At 33.0% G+C, this 23129-nt stretch carries 17 protein-coding genes; 5 read left to right on the top strand and 12 right to left on the bottom strand.

Features of this window, described 5'->3' with window-relative positions; genetic code table 11:
• Position 1: 1 nt before the first annotated feature.
• The gene (locus tag DMA14_RS05000) at positions 2-2413 is read left to right on the top strand and encodes an ABC transporter permease (protein WP_111423629.1); all 2412 of its coding nucleotides are present in this window, start codon (positions 2-4) and stop codon (positions 2411-2413) included.
• Positions 2414-2445: 32 nt separating this feature from the next.
• Complete coding sequence (locus DMA14_RS04995) at positions 2446-4863, top strand: ABC transporter permease (RefSeq protein WP_111423627.1); 2418 nt, start codon at positions 2446-2448, stop codon at positions 4861-4863.
• 67 nt (positions 4864-4930) lie between these two features.
• On the opposite strand, the gene DMA14_RS04990 is transcribed toward DMA14_RS04995, so the two are convergent.
• From DMA14_RS04990 to DMA14_RS04980, 3 genes are all read right to left on the bottom strand, one after another.
• The gene (locus tag DMA14_RS04990) at positions 4931-5542 is read right to left on the bottom strand and encodes a DUF417 family protein (protein WP_111423625.1); all 612 of its coding nucleotides are present in this window, start codon (positions 5540-5542) and stop codon (positions 4931-4933) included.
• A gap of 79 nt (positions 5543-5621) precedes the next feature.
• Complete coding sequence (locus tag DMA14_RS04985; RefSeq protein WP_111423621.1) at positions 5622-6434, bottom strand: AraC family transcriptional regulator; 813 nt, start codon at positions 6432-6434, stop codon at positions 5622-5624.
• Positions 6435-6565: 131 nt separating this feature from the next.
• On the bottom strand, positions 6566-7120 hold the full coding sequence (locus DMA14_RS04980) for an NAD(P)-binding domain-containing protein (RefSeq protein WP_111423619.1): 555 nt from the start codon (positions 7118-7120) through the stop codon (positions 6566-6568).
• Between the two features lie 70 nt (positions 7121-7190).
• On the opposite strand from DMA14_RS04980, the gene DMA14_RS04975 reads away from it, so the two are divergent.
• Positions 7191-10301, top strand: coding sequence for a sensor histidine kinase (locus tag DMA14_RS04975; protein ID WP_111423617.1), 3111 nt, complete (start codon positions 7191-7193; stop codon positions 10299-10301).
• Here the strand turns inward: DMA14_RS04975 and DMA14_RS04970 are convergent.
• The 6 genes from DMA14_RS04970 to DMA14_RS04945 form a co-directional block, all read right to left on the bottom strand.
• Complete coding sequence (locus DMA14_RS04970; RefSeq protein WP_111423672.1) at positions 10298-10927, bottom strand: response regulator; 630 nt, start codon at positions 10925-10927, stop codon at positions 10298-10300. The two genes, DMA14_RS04975 and DMA14_RS04970, sit on opposite strands and share 4 nt — an antisense overlap.
• A gap of 5 nt (positions 10928-10932) precedes the next feature.
• Positions 10933-12363, bottom strand: a complete 1431-nt coding sequence (locus tag DMA14_RS04965; RefSeq protein WP_111423615.1) for a glycosyltransferase family 2 protein — start codon at positions 12361-12363, stop codon at positions 10933-10935.
• An 11-nt stretch (positions 12364-12374) separates the two neighbouring features.
• Positions 12375-13196, bottom strand: a complete 822-nt coding sequence (locus DMA14_RS04960; protein ID WP_111423614.1) for a hypothetical protein — start codon at positions 13194-13196, stop codon at positions 12375-12377.
• Position 13197: 1 nt separating this feature from the next.
• Positions 13198-14412: a YaiO family outer membrane beta-barrel protein gene (locus DMA14_RS04955; RefSeq protein WP_111423612.1), complete on the bottom strand. Its 1215-nt coding sequence runs from the start codon at positions 14410-14412 to the stop codon at positions 13198-13200.
• Positions 14412-14777 carry a response regulator transcription factor gene (locus DMA14_RS04950; RefSeq protein ID WP_111423610.1) on the bottom strand — a complete coding sequence of 122 codons (366 nt, stop codon included), beginning with the start codon at positions 14775-14777 and terminating at the stop codon, positions 14412-14414. The genes DMA14_RS04955 and DMA14_RS04950 overlap by 1 nt, the downstream gene beginning before the upstream one ends.
• A 75-nt stretch (positions 14778-14852) precedes the next feature.
• Entirely contained in the window at positions 14853-16838 is a 1986-nt protein-coding gene (locus tag DMA14_RS04945) for a GAF domain-containing hybrid sensor histidine kinase/response regulator (RefSeq protein WP_111423608.1), read from the bottom strand.
• A gap of 186 nt (positions 16839-17024) precedes the next feature.
• Here DMA14_RS04945 and DMA14_RS04940 point away from each other — a divergent pair, with 186 nt between their 5' ends.
• Positions 17025-17462 (top strand): hypothetical protein, encoded by a 438-nt coding sequence (locus DMA14_RS04940; RefSeq protein ID WP_111423606.1) that lies wholly within the window; start codon positions 17025-17027, stop codon positions 17460-17462.
• A 9-nt stretch (positions 17463-17471) separates the two neighbouring features.
• Positions 17472-18677 carry a hypothetical protein gene (locus tag DMA14_RS04935; RefSeq protein WP_111423605.1) on the top strand — a complete coding sequence of 402 codons (1206 nt, stop codon included), beginning with the start codon at positions 17472-17474 and terminating at the stop codon, positions 18675-18677.
• 121 nt (positions 18678-18798) lie between these two features.
• On the opposite strand, the gene DMA14_RS04930 is transcribed toward DMA14_RS04935, so the two are convergent.
• The 3 genes from DMA14_RS04930 to DMA14_RS04920 form a co-directional block, all read right to left on the bottom strand.
• On the bottom strand, positions 18799-19437 hold the full coding sequence (locus DMA14_RS04930) for an NAD(P)H-binding protein (RefSeq protein WP_111423603.1): 639 nt from the start codon (positions 19435-19437) through the stop codon (positions 18799-18801).
• Positions 19438-19629: 192 nt separating this feature from the next.
• Entirely contained in the window at positions 19630-21909 is a 2280-nt protein-coding gene (locus DMA14_RS04925) for a T9SS type A sorting domain-containing protein (protein ID WP_111423601.1), read from the bottom strand.
• 25 nt (positions 21910-21934) lie between these two features.
• Positions 21935-23128, bottom strand: a complete 1194-nt coding sequence (locus tag DMA14_RS04920; protein WP_394336007.1) for a cell surface protein — start codon at positions 23126-23128, stop codon at positions 21935-21937.
• Between the last annotated feature and the right edge of the window lies 1 nt (position 23129).

The following is a 23129-nucleotide window of genomic DNA, read 5'->3' as shown; positions in this document are numbered from 1 at the left end:
CATGTTGAAGAATTGGACAAACATATTTGTTTATCATATAAAGAACAACAAATTCTTTACAGCCCTAAATATATTGGGCTTGAGTATAGGAATTGCAGGTTTAATCTTTGCAATTCTATACTGGAACGACGAACATTCTTACGATCAATGGAATCCTGAGAAAGATAAAATTTTCATTGCAATGAACGATTTTGGCGGTGGAAATATTTGGACAACAAATTCTCCAATTCCAGGTAGAATGCTTAATGCAACTACTTCATATTTGGATAAATACTGTTATTTCAGAGTAAATTATACCACGGAAACTATTCAGTATAACGGAAAAATCGAATTGGTTGACAAAATCTTTTCAGCCGAAAGGAGTTTCTTTTCTTTCTTCCCTTTTGAATTTATTCAAGGTAATGCTAAGACAGCTTTTAGCGATCGCAACAGTATGGTGCTTTCTAAAGAAACCGCTGCGCACATTTTTAAGAATGAAAACCCAATGGGAAAACAGGTCAAATACGCGGATCGAATTTTTGTTGTTCGCGGTGTATATAAAATGCCTGAAAAATCGTCAGTAATGCCTTCGGTAATTACTCCTGTTGTAGAAGAGGAATTAGAACAAAACAAAGATAACTGGGGTTTTAGTTACGGATTAATGCTAAAGCTAAAAAAGCCCAGCGACACCACAGCAGTTATTCAAAATTTAGACAAAATATTTCTTGAAGACAACTACAAAAAACAGGCAAAAGCTGAAGGCTTATCAATTGAACAATTTATTAAGCAATACGGCGAACCTATAAAAACAAGGCTTCTTCCGTTTACAAAAGCAAGGCTTCGTCAAGGAAATTATGCCTTTCCTGAACAGAATGCCAATTTGCAATTTCTAAAAATTATAATGGGGTTATCCATCTTAATTTTAATACTTTCGGTTGTAAACTACATTAATATGGCTACTGCAAATGCGGTAAAGCGAGCAAAAGAAGTTGGAGTTCGCAAGATCGTGGGTGCTACTAAATCGCAAATTGTTACACAGTTTGTTTTTGAAACTACACTTATTACTTTGTTTTCGGTTCTACTGGCAATGGTAATCGTAGAACTTTCGCTTCCTTTTTATAATGCTTTTTTAAACAAAGACTTAATGCTAATTGGAACTCAATTTTACCTGCAGTTAATTTTAATTTTCTTCTTTGTAATTATTGTTTCTGGCGTTTTTCCTGCTGTTTACATTGCAAATTTTGAAACACTGAAAGTCTTAAAAGGCAATTTTTCAAGAAGTAAGAATGGTGTCTGGATCCGTAACGGAATGCTTGTTTTGCAGTTTTCTATTGCGACTCTTTTTATTATCGGATCATTTATTGTCTACAAGCAGGTAAATTTTATGATGGCGAAGGATTTAGGCTTTAATGGAGCTCAGGTTATGGATATTTCTTTTAGACCACAAAAAGGAAAAAATCAATACGAAAGATATAAAACCATCAAACAGGAACTCGCAAAAATTAAAGGTGTTGAAGCGGTTTCTGCAGGAATGTTTTCTATTGGAAGCAATGACAATTCTTGGCAAGGACTTCACTATAAGTCAAACAAAGAAGTAATTACGCAGCAATTACCTATAGATTTTGGACAACTGAACCTTTTGGGCATAAAAATATTAAAAGGTCGAGATTTGAATCCTGAATTGGCAACAGACAGCATCTCTAGCGCTTTATTGAATGAAACTGCTGCAAAAACGCTACAGGTAAAAGATCCTGTAAATCAGGATATCACTTTTGGCGGAAAGAAATTTAAAGTTGTAGGTATTGTCAAAAACTTCCATTATATCGGAATGGAATATAATGTCGCTCCAATGATTTTCTTCCACATCAATGCTTTTGACTGGATGACAAATGATATGCACTATATTTCTGTTAAAATATCGCCAGATCAAATGCCTGAAACAATCGGAGCAATTAATAAATTCTGGAAATCTAAAGTCGACCAAGAATATCCGTTTGAATATGATTTCGTAGATAAAAACTTTGCCAGAACTTACAAAAAATATCAGGATCAAAGAAACTTGTTTGCTTTGTTGAATGTTGTAGTAATATTAATTGCCATTTTCGGATTATTTGCTTTGGCCTCTTTTTCTATGGAAAGAAGATTGCGTGAAATCGCTATCAGAAAAACGCTTGGAGCGGAAACCAATATTTTGCTAAAAGAATTATCTAAACAGTATGTCCTTTTCTGCGTAATTGGTTTCTTAATCGGAATTGTTCCTGCTTATTTATTAATGCAGAAATGGCTAGAGAACTTTGCTTCTCGAATTGATATTCCGTTTCTACCTTTTTTAGCTGCTTTTGTTTCGCTTTTATTTTTAACGCTGACTATTGTTTTGGCAAAAGCCTATCAAGTGACCAAAGTAGATGTTTTAAAATATTTAAAATACGAGTAAACTAACTCCAAAACCAAAAAACACCAACAAAAATGCTAAAAAACTGGATCAATATATTTATCTATCAAATCAAACACAGTAAGCTTTTTACTGCTCTCAATATTCTCGGATTATCAATAGGAATTTCAGGCTTGATTTTCGCGCTTCTGTACTGGAATGACGAACAAAGTTATGATTCTTGGAACCCTCAAAAAGATAATGTCTATCAGGTTTTAGTGCAATTAAGTGGCATGACATCTTGGTCAGAATGTGCTTTGTTTTTAAAACCAGCTTTGGATGCAGATCCAAATATCGAAACCGTAATGTATGGAGATGATTGGTATCAAAAAGACAAAATTGTTTACAAAGGAAAGAAGGAATTTGTAGATAAGATTATAAATGTACAACGCAGCTTTTTTTCCTTTTTCCCTTTTGAAATCATAAAAGGAAATACTATTTCATCAATTAAAGACGATTCTAGCATTGCGATTTCAGATAATATTGCAAAAAGAATATTTGGCAACGAGAATCCAATTGGGAAACAAATTAAATGTCTTAATCAAGTTTTTTCAGTTCGGGCAGTTTATCGAATTCCAGGAAACTCATCCATCGCACCAAATGTGATAATCAATACAATTGAAAAAGAGATGGATTACTCTGTAATAAATCCATTTGTTTTTAAATTATTGCTAAAAGTTAAAGATCCTGCAAAGATTGAAATTACAAGAAAAAAAATAGAACGAGTCTACAACTACGATTTCATTAAACGTTTAGCAAAACAAGAAGGGTTTACGTTTGAAGACATGGGAAAGAAAGTAGGTTATTTTAATGTCGCAATTGAACCTCTTTCTAAAGCCAGATTGCATTCTATAACAGACGGTTATCCTGAAGGCAGAGGCAATTATCAATTTTTAGTAATCATGATGGGGCTATCCATTTTGATTCTAATTTTGTCAATTGTTAATTATATCAATCTCGCTACAGCAAATGCCGTAAAACGAGCTAAAGAAGTTGGCGTGAGAAAAATTACAGGTGCTTCCAAAACGAATATTATCTGCCAATTCATTTTTGAAACCATTTTAATAACTTTATTTTCAACTTTATTAGCTTTAGTTATTGTAGAAATAGCCTTGCCTTTTTACAACAATTTCTTAAACAAAAATCTCATCCTGCTTGGTAATCAATTTTACTGGCAATTGATTCTAATTTTTATAATTACAGTATTTACAGCTGGCTTACTTCCATCTATTTATGTAGCCAATTTTGAAACTTTGAAAGTTCTGAAAGGAAATTTTGGAAGAAGCAAAAATGGCATTTGGTTGCGCAACGGAATGCTGATTTTTCAATTTGCTATTGCTGCCTTTTTTATAATTGGTTCTTATATTGTTTATGAGCAAATTAGATATTTACAAAATAAAGACCTTGGTTTTAAAGGAGATCAGGTAATTTCTGTAGCATTGAATTTTCCAGCAGCTGAATATGAAGATAAAAATGTGGAAAAGAACATTTACAACAAATACAATGTTATAAAACAACAGCTCAGAAAAATAAAAGGTGTTGAAGAAATTTCGACAGGTCTTATTGCTTTTGATGGTTCTGATAATTTTATCAATCCAGTTCTTTATAATGATGAACTTTTTAAAGAACGAACAATCGCATTAGACTATGGCATGCTTGAAATGCTAAATATTAAAATTGTAAAAGGAAGAAATTTTGATAGAAAACTAGCTTCTGACACTATAAATTCTGTCATTATAAATGAAAGTGCTTTAAAACAGATGAATATTAAGAATCCTATTGGTAAAGAACTTATAATACGACAGCAAAAATTACGAATCATCGGTATTGTAAAGGATTTTAATTTATTAAGTCCAGAAATGCAAGTGCCTCCTATCTCTTTCTTTCACTTAAAAACTTTAGGAATGGCACAAAACATCAACAAAGTTTTCATAAAATTAAAAATGGATGACTCAGAAAATACAATTGCGAGCATTGAAAAATTATGGTCAAAAATCGACACAGAATATCCATTTAAATATGATTTTGTCGATAAGGAATATGCCCGAACCTATGAATCGTACGTTAAGCAAAAAAATCTATTTTCGATATTGAACATTATTGTAGTTCTTATTGCATTGTTTGGCTTGTTTGCATTAGCATCTTATTCTATTCAAAGAAGACTAAAAGAAATTGCAATCCGAAAAACACTGGGCGCAGAAACCAATGCATTACTAAAAGAACTATCAAAACAATATGTCGTTTATTGTATAATCGGTTCTTTAATCGCAATAGTTCCCGCATATTTATTATTGCAAAAATGGCTTGAAAATTTTGCTTTCAGAATTGATATGACAATTTTACCTTTCGTAATTGCCTTTGTGTCACTGTTATTTCTAACTCTGGCAATTGTTTTGGCAAAAGCTTATCAAATGACCAAAGTAGATGTCTTAAAATATTTAAAATACGAATAAGTTAGTTTTGAGTTTTTGTAAAAAGCTGTGCAAGTCTGAGCCCTTGCGCAGCTTTTTTTTATTTTGATTAAGCATAAAATCTTTTTAAAATTTCCTTGGCATTGTATGAAGCTACGATCAATCCGCCGCTCATCATGATGATGTCTTTGAGGACCAAACGGCCTCCAACAGAAAGATACGGAAACCCAAATTCTGGTGTTGGAAAATCTCCGCCCAAATTCGGAACGTAAACTTCTGGCGTTGTGATTAAAAATGATAAGGTTACAAACGCCATTCCGAACGTTAGAAGTCCACCCAAAAAACCGATTTTAGGAAACCAAATTCCCAAAAGAACCAACAAACCAATTGTCACAATAACAGTTCCTAATCCGTAAGAAAAAATATAAGTTCCGTTGGCTTCGTGCCATTTGATGTTTTTCTCAACAGTTTTGCCTTCAACATTTTTGTAAAGCGTGTAAGCTTTTACTGTTTTACCTTCATCATTTACGACTTGTTTATTAGCATCTTTATAAAAGAAACTCATAAACGAACTATTCGCAACCAGCGGAACAATTCCATCAGCTTCATATTTAAAGGCTTTTAATCCGCCAATCCACGCCATTACAATAAATATGGCTATTCTTAAAAAGTGAATAAAGTTGCTTTGTCCACCCGCAATAAATCGTATAAATTTTTCCATTTTGATTATGTTTTAAATACATACCAAAATTACTTTATGCTTATCTGGATAAAAATGGACGTAAAGGAGTTTTCATGGACTATTTTGCCACGATAGAAATACCAACTTCTTTTCGGAATTCTTTTGGCGAAATACCTACGCTTTTCTTGAAATAGCGACTGAAATAAAATTCATCTTCAAAATTAAGATCGTCTGCGATTTCTTTTATGGTTTTGGTTGTCAAATGCAGCAATTTCTTAGCTTCCAAAACAATACGATCTTGAATAAGCTGAGAAGGCGATTTTCCGAAATGTTTTTTGATTCTTTTACTGAAAGTATTCACACTCAAGTTGTATTTTGAGGCATAAAAAGCGACTTCTTTTGCCTCTAAAAAATGAGAATCCAACAAATGCTGAAACTTCAAAATATCAGCATTTCCAATAGATTCCTGAATCTGTGGTGACATTTTGAGCTGTTTTTCTTTACTGCTCAAGGCGAGAATAACTTGCAAATAGGATTTTAGAATTGAATTATCATAATCCAGCTCAGAGTCTTCCACCTTTTTCATTCTTTCCATAATGCTCGTGATTTCCTCGTAAATAAAATCGGAAACCGTTACAAAAGGTTCGCTATAGATATCATTGAATAAAATTCCGTTGCAAGCCACTTCTTTTTTATGGTATTCGATGCAGTAAAAATCTCCGTGAAAACTAATACTATTTATGAAAGATGCTGTTGAACTTTTCCATTGCAATAACTGATATGGTGTTAAAAACAAAAGACTTTTTCCTTTGCATTCGTAATCGGTTAAATCGACAGAAAATGAAGCTTCTCCATCAAACATCAGAATGTTGTAATACGGTTCGTTGATTTCCTTTCCAAGAAAAGAAGATTGTTTCAGTTCGATTTTCATATTACTAAATTAACGCAAAGCCATCTATTGTGCAATTTAAACAAAAAAAATGTCCCAGAAAGTTAGCTTTTCTGGGAACATTTAGAATTGAACAATTCTAATTATTCAAAGCTGGTTTCGTAATATATTTTCTAATTCATGAAACAAGAATGCACTGGAAGTTGGTACAATTCTTCAAAATCTACTCCATCAAGATTTAAACTTTTAAAAAATGCCTTTGCTTTATTTTTTGCCTGTTCATTACCTCCCACATAAAATACTTCTTTTTCCTTATGCTTTTGGTTTAATAATGTAAGCACGTTTGGGTTAACAATATTTAGCACCTTTATCATATGGGCTTCTGGCAAAAGCGAAGCAATGATTTCACAAGATGCTTTTGAATTTGGTCTTAAGCATTCTAAACTAAAAATAGGATTGCTAGCATGAATCAATATTTTTTCGTCCATGTCTGGCAAATCTGTTAAGAACATACCGACATCTTCACGCGGAATAAAAAGTATCAAAATATTGGCTTCTGCAGCTTCTCTTCTGGTTACCAATTTCACGTTTTCCCCCAATTTCATTTCCAAATCTTGAAACTGGCGATTTTCGCGTGTAGAACTTAATAATACCTGATGTCCAGCGTCAACTGCCTTATTCACAAAATCCATTGTAAAACCGCATAAACCAATTACTCCTATCCTCATCTGTTTTGAACTTTGTTGTTTACCTTTTAAACAAATATAGCGCTACAAACCCTTACAGAGCCTATTCTAGATGTACCAATACATCTACAACGTTGTAGATTTAAAACTACAAACGGCAATTTCTGATTTATGTTTTATAAGTTTGCAGTATAAAATTGGTCAGATGTCTAAAATGACGGCTTTTGTTTCTTTTAGTTATTGTTGTTTTTTGCTGTTGCTCATGACAACCAAAATGGTCTGCCAACAAAACTACAAGGCCAGATGGTATACTGCGGATAATAACGAGCTACAGCAGAATAGCATAAAGGCAATCGTTCAGGGAAAACACCACTTTATATGGATGACGACTGAAAATGGAATTGTGCGTTATGACGGAAACAATTTTCTTGTTTTCAATTCTTCAAACACTTCACTTGAACATAATCGTTTTACTGATATTTTCGGAAGTATAGAAAAAGATAGCCTTACAAGTTATAATGAAAGCAAAAAAGAACTTGTCTTTATTAGAAATGCTAAAGTTCAGATACTCAAAAAAAATGCTCCAAAAACCAGTTTAGAACGAAACGGAAGACGTTACTTTTTCCACGATGGACTTCCTTCAAACAAAACAATAGATAAGCATGAACCTTATCACATTAAATTATCTACTGGAAATATATTTTTTGTAGACAATGAGAAGGTTGAATTATGCGATTCGAAACTAAAAAGCATTTTTAAAACAGCTTTTAAAAACGATAATGTTTTTAATTTCTTTGCGCTGAATGATTCTCTCTTTTACCTCGCTGACAATGGTGAATATCATTGTTTTTCACAAAAAGGTAAATCGTCGGGAAAGCTGAATATATCAGCATCAATAAATAATCGTAAGCTGTTTTGGAATATTACTACTGAGCAGATTTTTCTATCTGCAAAAAATAAAATATATCAGTTAAAAAATCAAAATGGCGAATTAAGAGCCGAATTAATTGTAGAATACAGCGATTTTGAAACCAGCAATATTATTTCGGTTTATTTCGATCAGAAAAATAAAAAGCTGTATTTAGGAAGCAGTACAAATGGATTATGCATTATTTCCTTTCCTGCTTTTACATCTATAACCAAAAACACAAAAGGAGCCGAAGTCTATTATGCCGCACAAGCTTTCAGCGACAGTACAATTATTACTTCTGAAGGGTTGATTATTAATGACAAAAAGGTTATTGACAGTATTCCTTTTCCTAAAAGTGTTTTTTTGGAAGAAAAGCTAAATATTGCTCTTGATGATGACAAAAATATCTGGATCAGCCGAAACCTAAATGTGCTTTGCTATCTAAAAAAATCGGGCTACAAAAAACATCTCACTTATCATTTTAATCAAAATCCGAAAACAATATTCAAAGATAATAGCAATACTATCTGGGTTTCTATGGGGACAGATGAATTTCACAAACCCAAATTGTACGTTATAAAAAACGGAACGGTAACACTAAAAGCTGTCTTCAAAAAGAACATTAATTATATTGTTCAGCTTAAAAATACTCTTTATTTGGGAGGAGATCAAGGCTTATTTCAATATGATTTAAAGACTCAAAAAATACATTTTGAAAAAAATACTGAAAACCTAAATATTAGAAGTATTTTTATCGACAGCCAGCAAAAAGTGTGGCTGACCACGTACGAAAAAGGTTTTTATCTGTACTCTGATCATGTCTTGCATTCTTTCCCAACAGATGACGAGTATTCTCTTAATGCTGCGCACTGTATCATAGAGGACAAAAATGGCTTTTTCTGGATATCAACCAACAAAGGGCTTTTTCAGGTTTCAAGAAAGGTGCTTATTAAGTATTCTAAAAATAAAAATACGGTTATATACTATCATCAATACAATAAATCAAATGGTTTCCTGATCAACGAATTTAATGGCGGATGCCAGCCTTGCGGTAATCTTCTTAAAAATAACAATATTGCTTTTCCGTCCATGAATGGCATTGTATTTTTTAATCCAGATAAAGTCTCTCCTTTATTGCCCAGCAAAGATCTTTTTATTGACAAAGTAATTTTAGACCAAAAAACAATTGCCCCAAAAGATACTATTGTCTTAGAAAACAACTTTCAAAGAGTCAGTTTTTTGGTTTCTTATCCTTATTATGGCAATCCTAAAAACCTAACTATTGAAGCAAAAATGGACAAAATTGGCAGTGACCATTGGGAAAGATTAAGAGCCGATAAATCGATATCTTTTACTACGTTGCCACCAGGAACTTACAACCTCACCTTTAGGAGCCTTACTGGTTTTGATGCCAATTATGCCTACAAAACTGTAGTTCTTGTTGTCCCAGCAAAATTCTACCAGACCATTTGGTTTGCCATTCTTTGCTGTTTTCTTACGGCTGGTTTTGTAATTTCACTTTGGTACATACGATTGTATTATCAAAGAATGAAAAGAATGCAACTGGAAGAAGTCATTGCAAAAAAGACAAAAAAATTAGCTTCTACAGTAAAAAAACTTGAAAAGGCAGAAAACAATTTAAAACAAGAAATTAAACAGCACGAAATGTTGGTTAAAAGCATGAGCCATGATATAAAAAGTCCGCTGAAATTCTTGTCTTCTTCTATAAAACATCTTTTTGAAAACAGCACTATACAGGAAGACCCAAAACTCAAACAGCAATTGGGAACTTTACAAACATCAACTTCTCAACTGTATGAGTATGTTGAAAATCTTATCAAATACTCCTCTATTTTTATTGAAGGAAAAAAACTGGAAGATGAATGCTATTCTTTACATAAACTAATCGAAGAAAGTATTCAGATTTTTGAAAAAATTGCAGAAGCAGAAAACAATACCATTATCAATAATGTACCGAAGGCTTTATTTGTAAAAACAAACAAGAAAGCGCTTTCGATCATTATTCATAATCTGATTGATAATGCTATAAAAAACACCAAAAATGGAAGAATTGCATTATTATGCACTACTCAAAATAACATTCTAACCTTAAAAATTATTGATAATGGCAAAGGAATGAGCAAAGAACTCATTGATTATTATCACAATTTTTATAAAAATCCGATTTCAAAAAATTATCATCTCGGACTTCACATGATTATTGAACTTCTTATTCTAATTGAAGGAAACATCAACATTATTAGCGATATTGATAAAGGAACTACAATAGAAATTATGGTTGAGTACAACTAGCTTTTAAAAGTTTTGTACAAATTGATAAGTTCTACCAAATTGTTGACTTTTAGTTTTTCAAAGACTCTTGCTTTATACGTACTCACGGTAGATACATGAATGTTGAGCTGGTTTGAAATTTCTAAATTACCATTTCCCTGCACCAATAAATCTGTAATCTGAAGTTCTCTTTTGGATAAGCCTTCCAACGGATTTAAAGTTTTTTTGCCGGTCTGAATATTCACCAATTTACTCACCAGTTCAGAAGAAATATAGGTTCCTGACTCAAAAATTGAAGTAATGGCAAACATGATTTTTTCTTCGCTGCAGAGTTTGTCGACATACCCATTAGCGCCAGACGAAAGATATTTTAAAGCAAATTGTTCTTCTTCATGAGCAGAGAAAACCAATATTTTGACATCGGGTTGAATCGCTCTGATATCGGTTATCATATCGGTATTTTTCCCGCCTGGAATATTAATATCTAAAATCACTAAGTCAAAAGGAAGATTTTTTAAAAGTGTAATGGCTTCAAAGAAATTTTCGGCATTCGAAATGGCAACATCATCAAACTGCCGTTCCAAAATCATGGCAACTCCATTTCGCACTACCAAATGATCATCTACTATTAAAATCTTCTTTGTCATCTTCATTATTTCTTGGTAAATCCTTTTCTGGTCATTTCGCCCCAACCTTTAGTTCCCATAATTTTTTCTTTATAACCAACTAACGCCGCATAAACCGTAAGCGGATGAAAGTAAAATGGTTCTATAAAAGCAGCCATCAGCAATTTGAAAAAATCGGCTTGTTTGGGATATTTATGGTACGTTTTTTCTTCGCTGTACAAAGCAATTACCGAAAAGAACACTGCAAAGGTATACACAAAAAGCAGCAGTAAAAAGAAAAAATGCCAGTTTAGCAGACCAAATAGTATAAATACAGCAGTTATTATTAGACCAATAAATTCTATTCCAGGAGCCAAGAATTCAAACAAAGTCCAATATGGAACGCTTAGCATACCGAGTAATTTATATTTCGGGTTTAAAAACATTCTGCGGTGAATGCTTAAAGTTTCTATTGTTCCTCTCATCCAGCGGGAACGCTGTTTTTTGAATATTTTAAAATCTTCAGGCGCTTCTGTCCAGCAAAGCGGATCTGGAATATAACTTACCGAATATGGTAGTTTATTATCCAGCATATAACGGCGCATCCTTACAATAAGTTCCATATCTTCTCCAACCGTTTTGGTGCTGTAACCTCCAGAAAGTATGGCAATTTCTTTGTCAAAAGCACCAAAAGCACCGCTAATAAGCAATAATCCGTCCAGTTTTCCCCAAGCCATTCGACCTAAAAGAAAGGCTCTTAGATATTCTAAAACCTGAATTCTCGATAGCATCACATCTGGAACATTTACTTCGACCAAACGTCCGTTTTTTATTATACATTGGTTCGCAATTCGCACTACTCCACCAGTTGCAATAATACGTTTTCCGTACGATTCTAAAAATGGTTTTGCGAGCTTTAAAAGCGAATCTTTATCTAAGATACAATCGACATCAATGCAAACCACATACGGATTTTGGGCAATATTGAGTCCGACATTTAAGGCATCTGCTTTTCCTCCATTTTCTTTGTCGACTACAATCAGTTTTTTAAAAGCTGCATTTCTTGAAGTGTAAATTCCTCTAATTTTTTTGGTTTCAATTTTTGGATGGAATTCCAAATCGGTCAAAACCAAATCGTAGGTTTTGGTTAAGATTTCCATCGAATTGTCTTTGCTTCCGTCATTGACTACAATAACCTGATAATTGTTGTAATTCAGCGAAAGCAATGATTTTACATTTTCTTCAATCGTAAGGCCTTCATTATATGCGGGCGCAATAAGCGAAAGTTTTGGAGCAAACTCGCTAGTCAACAGCACATAGTAATCGACAAAACTGTTTCTTTTCAGATATCTTCTAAGCTCTTTTGTAGAAATATAAGCCAATGCTAAATAAGAAGACATGATTAGTATGGCGTAACCAAGAATAAGGAGTATATATACATCCAAAAACCACGTTATTTCAGTATTAAAAAAAGTCATTTCTTGTTCAATTATACTGTTAATGCCTGCAAAAGACTCTGTGCTTTGTATTTAATTACAGTGTTCGAAGTATTCTCTGCCAAATGAACAACATGAGGAAGCTTCTGTGTTAGTTTAAGTTCTTTTATCAATTTTAAACCAAGTGCCACTACTGTCGTATTTTGCGATTCTAATAAATGTTCAATTCCAACTGTATCGCCAATATCATGTTTTTTGAAAGCGCCAATAATATTCAGCTGCATCCAATCATCAATAGGATCTGAATGTTCAACCAAATAGTTTACACTCTCCGTTCCTTCAAGTTTAATAGCCGCATTTAAGGCTACAATCTTTAATGTTTTTTTTCTGGCTTTAGAATAAACAATAATCTGATCGAATGCTTCTTTAATATTAAATTCTGCCAATTCGGTAATTCCTTTACACTTTACTTCCCATTTTAGGCTTTTGAGTTTTTTAAATGAATCTTTTATCAATCCAGAATCTTTATAAAACTGCTCTAGTTTTTGAGCATAAACACCTTCATAATTTTTGTGCAGATTGATAAGTGATTCGGTCAAAACTTCTCTAAAGAAAGAAGTATCAAAAAGGACTAAAAAATTTTTGTCTTTTTTTACTTCGGAAAAAGAAATATCTTGAAAAATAACAGCTGACATTATTTTATCTATTATAGAACTGTATTCTTTGCTAAGACGTTCTCTTTTGATTTTACCGTTTCTGCTGGCAACAATAATAAGATATAGAATAACTGAAGCCGCTACGAACAGATAAATGGAGAAAGTAAGAAAAGGTACTTCCCACTGGCCATATTTATATAGTTCCCAGAATTCTGTCATCTTAAAAACGTTTTGTTACAATTAGCTGTACATTAAACTTGTTTCTGTATTCACTAGGAATATACTCTTCATATTCGTAAAGAAAGATTGGACGCACAAAAAACGAATCGCCAAAACGATGCTGATACTGAATTCCAACACGATACGCTTTTAGAGGTTGTGTAAAATTATTGTACAAATAGAGATATGGAACGTTTCCGTATTGCAATTCCAATCTAATAAGGCGTTCTTTTTCTTCATTTACACGCTGAACACTCAAAACATGAGAAAAAAGTTCGTTCGAAATATCATAATAAGGTCTATAAGCAAAACTATAAACTCCTGCATTGTAGGCAACTTGTCCCGTTAGTAGCGTAATATCGTCTGTATCAAAATGCATGAATCGTCCTCCAAGCGAAAAATCAAAATGTTTCTGTGGCTTAAAATAATATTCTAAACCTGCTTTGGCTACAGGAAAAATGGTTTCGCCCGTTGATACTCCAGCATTTGCATACAAATAGCTTTTGTTTGAAAAGGTCTGATAAAAATCTGTTTCAAACAACATTTGGGTTTCGCTGCCGATATTTCCAATATTTGCTCTTCCTACAATTGCCGATTTACTAAACTTATGCGAGTATTCAACATATCCATAATGAAATGGTTGCTGTCCTGGATCGGAAGTCGAAATATTTAGATAAGAAGCCGAAACTGTATTTTTTGCTTTACGTCCAATAAGCGTACGTATTCCACTAAAGGCCTGAGTGCTATTATCAATATAAGAGGCCTTTTCTATTAAATCTAATGCTTCTTGATCTCGGTTTAATTTCTCTAGACAAGTAGCTTTAATCTTCAAAACCTCAACCGATTTTGGATCAATGGCAAGATATTTATCACAATACGAAATACATTTTTCGTAATCTTCTGTCCAGAAATACACATTTACAAGCGCTTGCAAAGCCTCAGGATTCGGATTGTTTCTGTCTGCCATTGGAGACAAAATCTTTATCGCAGTTTTATAGTCTTTTTTCCAGCTGTAAATGCGTCCTGCGTAAGTTTGTATATCTTCATTTTCAGGATATTTGGCGCGAAGAGGCTCAATTATCGATAATGCTTTATCGTAATTTTCTTTTTCGACTTCACGTTTTACATTGGCCAAAGCCTCATCTATATTGATTTCTTGTCCAATTGCAATTGTAGAAATAAAAAGCAGGAAAATAGAATAATATACAAACTTCATCAGATTCGGGTTTTTAGTAATTTATTAATTCTCACTAAAAGTACAGCCGGACTTACTGGCTTGGCAATAAATTCGTTTGCTCCAATATCAAAAGAGTCAAGCTCGGTCTGTTCAACTCCCGAAGAAGTTAATATAATAACGGGAATATCAGATTTAAGATTCTCTCTAACGTGTTGGGTAATTTCCATTCCGCTAACACCTGGCATGTTTATATCGGTCAATATCAAGTCATAGTTTTCTTTTTCGATCGCTTCTAGCGCCTCTTTACCATCAGAAAACTGATCAATACTAAATCCTTTAGACTCTAAGAAAAAAGACAACGATTTGCGTAGGATATCATTATCTTCGGCTACAATAATTCTCATTTTTTAATTTTTTCTCTTTGGGACAAACTTATTTATATCATCATTACTATAAAGCTACTGTATATTTCGCTTATATCATAGCTCTTTTAAAATTTTAACGACTTCTTCGATTCCGCAGCTGAAAATATTTACTTTATCTAATGTTTCAGCAGTAAATTCGCCAGATGACGCTTCTTCTTCGATAATCGACAGACAATTGCTTAAATCTTGCAGCATAAAAATGTCCATGCTCGATTTCATATTATGCGCCAATTTTTTTACGTTGTCATAATCTGTCTTCTTAAATGCTTCTTCTAACTGCGTCACTTGATTCGGAATTTTATCAATAAAAAGACCTATCATCTCTTTCTTAAATTGGGGATCACCGCCAGACATTTCATCCAAAAAAGACATATCAATAATTCTCTTATGATGCGTGTCGTTATCTAGTGACATTACCGTTTTTATAGCTTTTAAAAGAATGGCCTGTTTAAAAGGCTTTGGCACATAAGCATTCATTCCTACTTTGTAACAACGCTCCTGCTCTCCTACTAGAGAATGTGCCGTCATGGCAATAATCGGAATGTTGGAATTCATCTCATTTCGAATATATTCTGTGGTTTGATAGCCATCTTTTACAGGCATCTGCAAATCCATTAAAACCAAATCATACTTCTTTTGAGATAAAAGTTCAATTCCTTCCTCTCCATTTTGTGCGATATCCAGATCAAAACCAAAATTATTAATTACGCTTTTTGCTAACTTTTGGTTTAAAACGTTGTCTTCGCAAAGCAATATTTTAAGATGTCCTAAATCATTTTTAGAAACAGTTTTCACTTCTGTTTCTTCAGTATCTGACTTTTTGTACGAAAGGGTAAAGAAAAACTCTGAACCGCGATTTAAGGTACTTTTTACATGAACTTCTCCTTTCTGAAGTTCTACTAATTGTTTTACAATATTAAGCCCAAGCCCTGTACCTCCAAATGTTCGCGTGGTACTTTCCTCGCCTTGCGTAAAACGTTCAAAAATAGTTTCAAGCTTATCTTTCGGAATTCCTATTCCAGTGTCTTTTATAGAAAATTTAAACGAATAACTGTCTTCTGTTTCCTCAATTTTCTTCACTGAAACCGTTACTTCTCCTTCATTTGTAAACTTAAGCGCATTCCCAATAAGGTTTACGAGTATCTGATTAAGTCTTCCTTGGTCTCCAATAACCATATCTGGCAATTCGGCATCAAGAAAAAGATTAAACTCAACCTCTTTCTGCACTTTTACTTTCAACAAACTATAAACGTGCTTGAGGGTTTTCTTCAAATTAAAAGATTCCGTTTCGATTGTTAAATTTCCAGATTCAATTTTTGAAAGATCTAGAATATCATTTACAATCAAAAGTAAATTTTCACCTGCGATCTGAACACTTCCAATATAATCTCGCTGTGTATCATCGAGTTCTGTCTGTGCCAGCAAATCGGTAAAACCAATAATAGCATTTAATGGAGTCCTGATTTCGTGGCTCATATTGGCCAAAAAACTGTCTCTCGCCAAAACAGCACGTTCGGCAATTTTTCTCTGTGTATATAATTGATTGTTCTTTGTGCCTAATTCTAACTGCGCTATAACGTGTTTTGCTATTATCGAAAGTGCATTACGCTGATTGTCATTTAATTCTTTTACAACATGATCAACCGCACACAAAGTTCCAATATTATAGCCATCTGGTGTTGTAAGCGGTACTCCTGCATAGAATCTTACATTGAACCCACCGGTAACATTTGGATCATCTTTAAATCTTTCGTTGACATGAGTATCGTTGATTTCTACAATTTCAGTATCCAAGATGGTGTAATTACAAAATGAGATTTCACGTGGCACTTCAGAAACTCCTACTCCAATCTCCGATTTAAACCATTGCCTATCCTCATCAATAAAAGAAATATGGGCAATTGGCACTCCGCAGATATAAGAAACAAGCCTTGTGGCATCGTCAAAAGCATCATCGGGAAGTGTGTCAAGTATATTATAACGTTTTAGGGCTGCTAAACGCTGTAGCTCGTTTTCTGGAATGGGGTAATTCTTGTTCATTTCTTGGCGTGGTAAAGTGAGTAAATTTAAAACAATTTCATCTAAAACTCATTTAGAATTGGCACTTCAGATTTTTTTTAAAATAAAAATAAGAATATTCTTAAAAAAAATTATCTTTGCTCGACTATTTCAAAATAATCTGTCATTTATTTAAATATAAAAAAGTCATAATTTAACCTAAAAAAAATGAAACCAAAAATTTTGTTTCTGATATTCTTTACTTCAATTTTGAGTTATGGGCAAACAAAAGTAATTGCACATAAAAGCCATAGCGGTTCTAAAAATTCTTTTTCAAAAGCTTACAAGAAAAATTTGTTTGATATAAACGATTCTAATTTTGGTACAGGATGGGGTCATGTTCTTATTTTAGATAGCGTTATTGCAATAAACAAAACTCGCACCATTTTAAAAATCAGAACTTCAAAAAAAAGATATCCTGACCCAGAAAATTACAAAGCTTGTAGCAATATACAGTTTGAAAGCAGAACCGATACTTTAATAAATGATTCGGTCTTCAATATAAAAAATTCTCAAAAAAAGATAAAACTATTATTTAAGCAGAAATATTATTATAAATATGATAACCCCATTGATGAAGTTATTTTTATCGGTTTCAAACAGTAGAACTATAACATGAAAAAAATTGGAGCATTTCTTTATCAAACATTCCTACTATTTGCATTTTTAGGAGTGTTTTTTGTTCCATTTACTTTTAGTTTTTTTTTCCTTCAAACCAAAATAACAAAATTCATTTTTGAAGATTTAATCTTTTTTATTTCTTCTAATTTTAATGTTTTTAGTATTGTAAATCCTGAAATTTCATCAGATTCGACAACACTTTATATACTATTTTTAGTTCTTTTCATTTTTGCTTTTATAGCCGTAATCTCATTGTCTTTTATTAATCTTTGGAAAAAACAACAAGACAATATTTTTAAAATAATTCAGCTAATTTTAAATTATTATCTAGCCATTATAATGTTTAAATATGGTTTTGATAAAATATTTAAAGTACAATTTTATCTTCCCGAGCCTAATACATTATACACTCCTTTAGGCATGCTTGATAAAGATATCGCCTTTTGGAGCATAATGGGAACTTCTTACTCTTACAACATCTTTATGGGTTTTGCCGAAGTAATTCCTGCTTTAATGCTTTTATATAACAAAACTCGAACTTTAGGACTTTTTATACTTTCTGGCATTTTATTAAATATCATCTTTATCAATATCAGCTTTGATATTTCGGTAAAACTGTATTCTTCGTTTTTATTCTTTTTATGCCTTTTAATTTTAACTCCTAATTTTAAAAGACTTTTTGATTTTTTTGTTTTGAATAAACATACCATTTTGACTCCTTTTAATGGAAATCAAATCTTCTCTTCCAAAATAACTAAATTGATTTTTAAGACGGTAATCTTATTTTTTTTCTTTATTGAAACACTATATCCATACTTGCAGAAAGCAGAATTTAACGATGATAATACTGCTCGTCCTGCTTTACATGGCGCTTATGAGATTATAAAAACGGAAAACACAAATTCTAGTAATTTAAAAATCAAACGTTTTTTTATTCATCGGCAGAACTATTTCATTTTTCAATATGAAGATGATTCTACAGAAGATTTTTACCTAGAACTAAATCCGTCTTTAAAAAAAATAACCTTGACCGATTATGATGGAAATAAAACTATTCTACTATACAATTATTCAATAAAAACTAAAATCTTAAAATTGCAGTCTACTGATTTAAAAACCATTATTTATTCTAAACCATTGCCTTGGAAAAATTTACCATTACTGCAACCTCTATTTCATTGGACCGTCGATGAAATTTGAGTTACTTTCAATCTATTAATAAAAATAGCATCTGAAAACTTTCTGCATATTTATACTTTTCCTTTTGTAATCTCGATTATCTTTCGCTCAACAAAGAATAATAGTAGGAAGAAGCAGGAACTCAAAGGGCAATAATGCGATCCAATTCCAAAATCGTCGTTCCTTCAGGAGACTTTTTTGGCGATTTTACTAATTTTTCGGCTAAAAATGCGGTTGTGATTGGTTTCAGATTTTTGAAAAGTCCAATTGCATTAAAGAATTTTATAACTTTTACTGAAATCTTTTCGCCCAAACGATCTGTATTTTCTCGAATTAATGGTCCAGGTCTGAAAATAATATATTGCGGAAAATGAAGCTCTTGGAGATAGTCTTCTAATTTTCCTTTCATCATAGAATAATATACACTGCTTTTGGCTGATGCTCCGTAAGAAGAAACCAAAACCAAAGTTTTTACATTGTTTTGTTTTGCAGCAGTTGCGAATTCTGCAGGAATATCATAATCGATTTTCCACTGTTTTTCTTTTGAACCTGCATCTTTAAGCGTAGTTCCCAAACAAGAAAAAAGAACGTCTCCGGTAATTATCTCTTGGAAGGAATTTATATTAGAAAAATCAACAATATGCTCTGTCAATTTTGGATGTGATTTTCCTGTTGAGCGTCTCACAAAAATTGAAACTGCTGTATAATTATTATCTTTTAAAAGAAGATCAACCAGCTCTTTTCCTGTTGCGCCTGTGGCTCCAATTACCAATCCTTTCATAATGTTCGGAATTTTGTATCGTAAATATAATGATCTTTTTATTGAAAAAAACGTCTACCAATATGTCGCTCCTCTGGAGCTTTTTCTCGTTATTTTATTTGCTATAAATATTTTGCTTCTCCGAAGCATTTTATTCCCCAAAAAAAAGGCTGTCTCCAAAGTGACAGCCTTAAGTTATTTAATTTTAGAATTTTATCTTTTAATAAATTTCTGCGTATACTTCGCTTTGTCAGTTATAATATTGATAATATAAAAACCTTTGGCAAAATTACTTACATCAATTTGATTGTTATTTAGTCTCGTATTTATGGTTCTTCCATTAACATCATAAATCACAACATCTGTAATTTCGTCTTCAGTACTGATATTCAGATAATCTGAAACTGGATTTGGATAAATTGATAATTGCACTTTCGTGAATTCGTCTCTGCCTAAAACCGCTGTATCAACCAAAATCGATTTTTCGACTATTTTTCCATTAGAATTAAAACTAATTATAATTGTTGCTTTTCCTCCTGTTTTTGGAGTGATTACCAGTTCTTCATTAGTGTTAATTACTGCCGAAACAATAGTTTCATCAGTGTTTGATTTTATCGTTTTTACAATCGCACCAGACAAATTATCTTCATCTGAAACCACTGTTTTTAGATCAATAATTGTTGGATTTCCTGTTGAAACTTCTGAAGGCAAAATTGCATTTACAACTGGAGCTGCATTATCTGGAAATACTGTCATAGCAGGAAACCAGTAATAATCATTTAACGTTTTTGTATCGATCAATTTTCCTGTATTGTCAAAAGTATGAATCCAGTTTTTTTGGTAATGTGCTCCAAAACCGCTTTCGGTTGTGTTTACAATAATCTGATCTGAAACAGGATCAATTCTCAATGCTGCTCCATAAGGAATTTGTTTAAAAGTTCCTGTTTGTCCCGGAAGTGTTGCAAAACTTTCGTTGAATTTTTTAGTTGCCACGTCAAATTTTATAATTTGAACTCCCGAAGTAAATGCGTTGACAGAATTCATCCAATACAAAGCATTTTCTTTATTGCTGTAAGTAAAACTTCCCGCGTTCCATGCTCCCCAAGAGCCTAAATATTGAGTGGTTGGAATGGCATATTCAATAGTTGCAAAAGTTAAGGGATTAATATTGATTATTTTCTTATTTTGAATTCCCCAAATGCTTCCATCTTTAGATTGTGTAACTGAATGAAACGCGCCTGTAATGGTTTTTACAACACTATTTGTTTTAGGATCAATAACCAAAATCCCACCATTTTGTTTTACTACAAATACATATTGAGAAGTACGAATCATGTTTCCTATCTGCCCTGCATACTGGCTTCCGCCTCCTGTTCCTGCAATGACAGTTCCAACTTTCATATTGGCAATATCAAAAATAAAAACTCCGTTTGAAGCGCCTATATATCCCGTTTTTTCATCAACTCCAACAAAAGAGCGTCCATCCCCACCTCCTACATTATCAAATTCTGCAAGGGTTTTCATCGTTAAAGCATCTGCAACAACTAGCCTTCCGCCTGGAGTGTATTGTGTATCACCTCCATCTTTAGCTTGTTTAGAAACAAAATAAAATTTATCTCCATAAATAGTTCCGTATTGCGTTGTCGCGCCAAAAGCTTTATTTTCGTTTACATCGCTATAAATTCTATAATTAATTTTCCCGTCATTGCTAACAAAATTTACAGATCCATTAGTGTGCCCAAACCACTCTTCGTTTACCATGAAATACCCTTTTGTAAAATCTATGGCACTTGAATAAGGCGTTACAGGAGTAAATGCTGCAATGGGTTCTTCTACAAACGAAACATTAAAATTCCATACATCCCATGAACCATTTTGCAAAACTCGACTCGATGCCCCTAATCCAGAATAATCAAAATTATTATTAGCATCATCTCTTACCCAATACGACCAGTATCCATTAGCTGTCCAGCCAGACTGCCAATGATCTGATGCATCAATTGGTGTATATTCGTCAAAATCATAAACCGCTGTATTTACGATACCACTTACAGGATAATAAGGATACGTTAGGTTTCCGCTTTTGTACAATCCAATTGTGTTGGCTCCATTCAAATCGAAACCGAATCCTCCAATTGCAGTTCCAAATTGTGTTCCTTGCAGCAAAAGAGTATAAAAACGAGGATCAGCTTTTGCAATGGCTTTCATCATATCTTCGCCAGTTGCACTTCCATCCCATTTAAATCCCCAGATTAAAGCATCTGCATTTTTCCCATCGTTCCATTGCACAGCAAATGCTGCTTTGTTGGCACCTGTGCCAACCCAAAACTTAATATCATCAAAAGTAGTTGCATTGGCGTTTTTTGCTGTTGATAATTTCTGTGTAGCCGTTTTTAACTTAATGTCATTTCTAGGAACGCCTTGCACTTTTATCTGTGCATGGGTTAGAAATGCAAAAAATAGCATTATTACTATAAAGTAGTTTTTTCTCATAATGGTTTGGTTTTAAAATGTTGTGTTAATTAAAATGTAAATCGTAAGCGCCTGAAACTTCTGTAGAAACTTCTCCAAGCCAGCCCGCTTCCTGATTGATTGCGGTGTATATTTTTACGAAATCTATTCCAGGAAGTTTTACGTATTTTCCGTTTTTATCGACTGCCCAAGAAATATCAATATTCGAAGCCTCATCATTATTTGGGGCATTATCAGCATAACCAAATTCAAACGATTTACCAACCCAATATGAGCCTTCACCGCTTTGATCGTAGAAGTTATCTGCTATTCGCGTTCCTTTTAAAGTGTAAGAAGCATCGGCAATCCAAAGCGGATAATAATTTTGTTCATGAAAAACATTTTGTGATTTATATCCTGATTTTCCAGCGTTGTCCTGCCATTTAATGTATTCGGTATTAACCTGCCAAAATTCATTTCCTGCAACTGGCAATTTGTTTGGATCTGGTTTGAAATAAGTTATCTCATAGTTTTTTGTAGTCGTGTTTTTAAAGTATTCGCTTCCAGCAATTTCGAACCATTCGTCTTCGTCTGGTTTTCCGTTTTTATTCTTGTCATAAGCGACCAATATAATTCCAGGTTCGCAAGATCCTGCACGCGCTTCATTGGCTTCATTTCCCCAAAAAGCATTTCCTAAAACTTTAAAATCTCGTCCGTTCATATTCGGAATCGTGTGATCGAAACCAAAAACCACATAACCGCCAAAACCGCCTAATGAAATCATCGTTGTATTTGAACCCGCAATTGCCTTCTTTGCAGCAGAAATCATATTGGTTTCTGTATTTCCTACGGTATATTGTGGAATTTCGTTTGTAAACTGTCCGACTGCAGGACGAAAATCAAATACATTAGAAATATATTTACTGTATGTTCCGGTTTCTTTTGTGACATTAATCGATGAATTATAAATCTTGGTTTCTCCATTTATTTCAACTTTTAAAGTCAGTGGATAGCTTTTTTGAAACGGACTTATAAAATCTAAATCAGCATTTTCTGAAATTATCGAATCTTTAACACTCCAGATCAATTTTGCTGTGCTCGGAAGATTTGTTGCAATATTCAGAACCTTAAAACGGTCAATTGTATAGGATTCTTTCAGAACTTCTGCGGGGAGCAGATTTTCTTCATTGTCTTTATCGCAAGACACAAATCCCAAAAAGAGAATTGAAAACAAAGCGATTTTAAAAAGATTTTTAGTCATC

Origin of the sequence: Flavobacterium sharifuzzamanii (genome assembly GCF_003254585.1) — a bacterium.
Taxonomy (GTDB): domain Bacteria; phylum Bacteroidota; class Bacteroidia; order Flavobacteriales; family Flavobacteriaceae; genus Flavobacterium; species Flavobacterium sharifuzzamanii.
Note: the sequence above shows the minus strand (reverse complement) of the source record. Positions and strands in the feature narration are given on the sequence as shown.

Coding starts and splice junctions, on each gene's coding strand:
- DMA14_RS05000 (WP_111423629.1), top strand. CDS start 2: ATGTTGAAGAATTGGACAAACATATTTGTTTATCATATAAAGAACAAC.
- DMA14_RS04995 (WP_111423627.1), top strand. CDS start 2,446: ATGCTAAAAAACTGGATCAATATATTTATCTATCAAATCAAACACAGT.
- DMA14_RS04990 (WP_111423625.1), bottom strand. CDS start 5,542: ATGGAAAAATTTATACGATTTATTGCGGGTGGACAAAGCAACTTTATT.
- DMA14_RS04985 (WP_111423621.1), bottom strand. CDS start 6,434: ATGAAAATCGAACTGAAACAATCTTCTTTTCTTGGAAAGGAAATCAAC.
- DMA14_RS04980 (WP_111423619.1), bottom strand. CDS start 7,120: ATGAGGATAGGAGTAATTGGTTTATGCGGTTTTACAATGGATTTTGTG.
- DMA14_RS04975 (WP_111423617.1), top strand. CDS start 7,191: ATGTACCAATACATCTACAACGTTGTAGATTTAAAACTACAAACGGCA.
- DMA14_RS04970 (WP_111423672.1), bottom strand. CDS start 10,927: ATGACAAAGAAGATTTTAATAGTAGATGATCATTTGGTAGTGCGAAAT.
- DMA14_RS04965 (WP_111423615.1), bottom strand. CDS start 12,363: ATGACTTTTTTTAATACTGAAATAACGTGGTTTTTGGATGTATATATA.
- DMA14_RS04960 (WP_111423614.1), bottom strand. CDS start 13,196: ATGACAGAATTCTGGGAACTATATAAATATGGCCAGTGGGAAGTACCT.
- DMA14_RS04955 (WP_111423612.1), bottom strand. CDS start 14,412: ATGAAGTTTGTATATTATTCTATTTTCCTGCTTTTTATTTCTACAATT.
- DMA14_RS04950 (WP_111423610.1), bottom strand. CDS start 14,777: ATGAGAATTATTGTAGCCGAAGATAATGATATCCTACGCAAATCGTTG.
- DMA14_RS04945 (WP_111423608.1), bottom strand. CDS start 16,838: ATGAACAAGAATTACCCCATTCCAGAAAACGAGCTACAGCGTTTAGCA.
- DMA14_RS04940 (WP_111423606.1), top strand. CDS start 17,025: ATGAAACCAAAAATTTTGTTTCTGATATTCTTTACTTCAATTTTGAGT.
- DMA14_RS04935 (WP_111423605.1), top strand. CDS start 17,472: ATGAAAAAAATTGGAGCATTTCTTTATCAAACATTCCTACTATTTGCA.
- DMA14_RS04930 (WP_111423603.1), bottom strand. CDS start 19,437: ATGAAAGGATTGGTAATTGGAGCCACAGGCGCAACAGGAAAAGAGCTG.
- DMA14_RS04925 (WP_111423601.1), bottom strand. CDS start 21,909: ATGAGAAAAAACTACTTTATAGTAATAATGCTATTTTTTGCATTTCTA.
- DMA14_RS04920 (WP_394336007.1), bottom strand. CDS start 23,128: ATGACTAAAAATCTTTTTAAAATCGCTTTGTTTTCAATTCTCTTTTTG.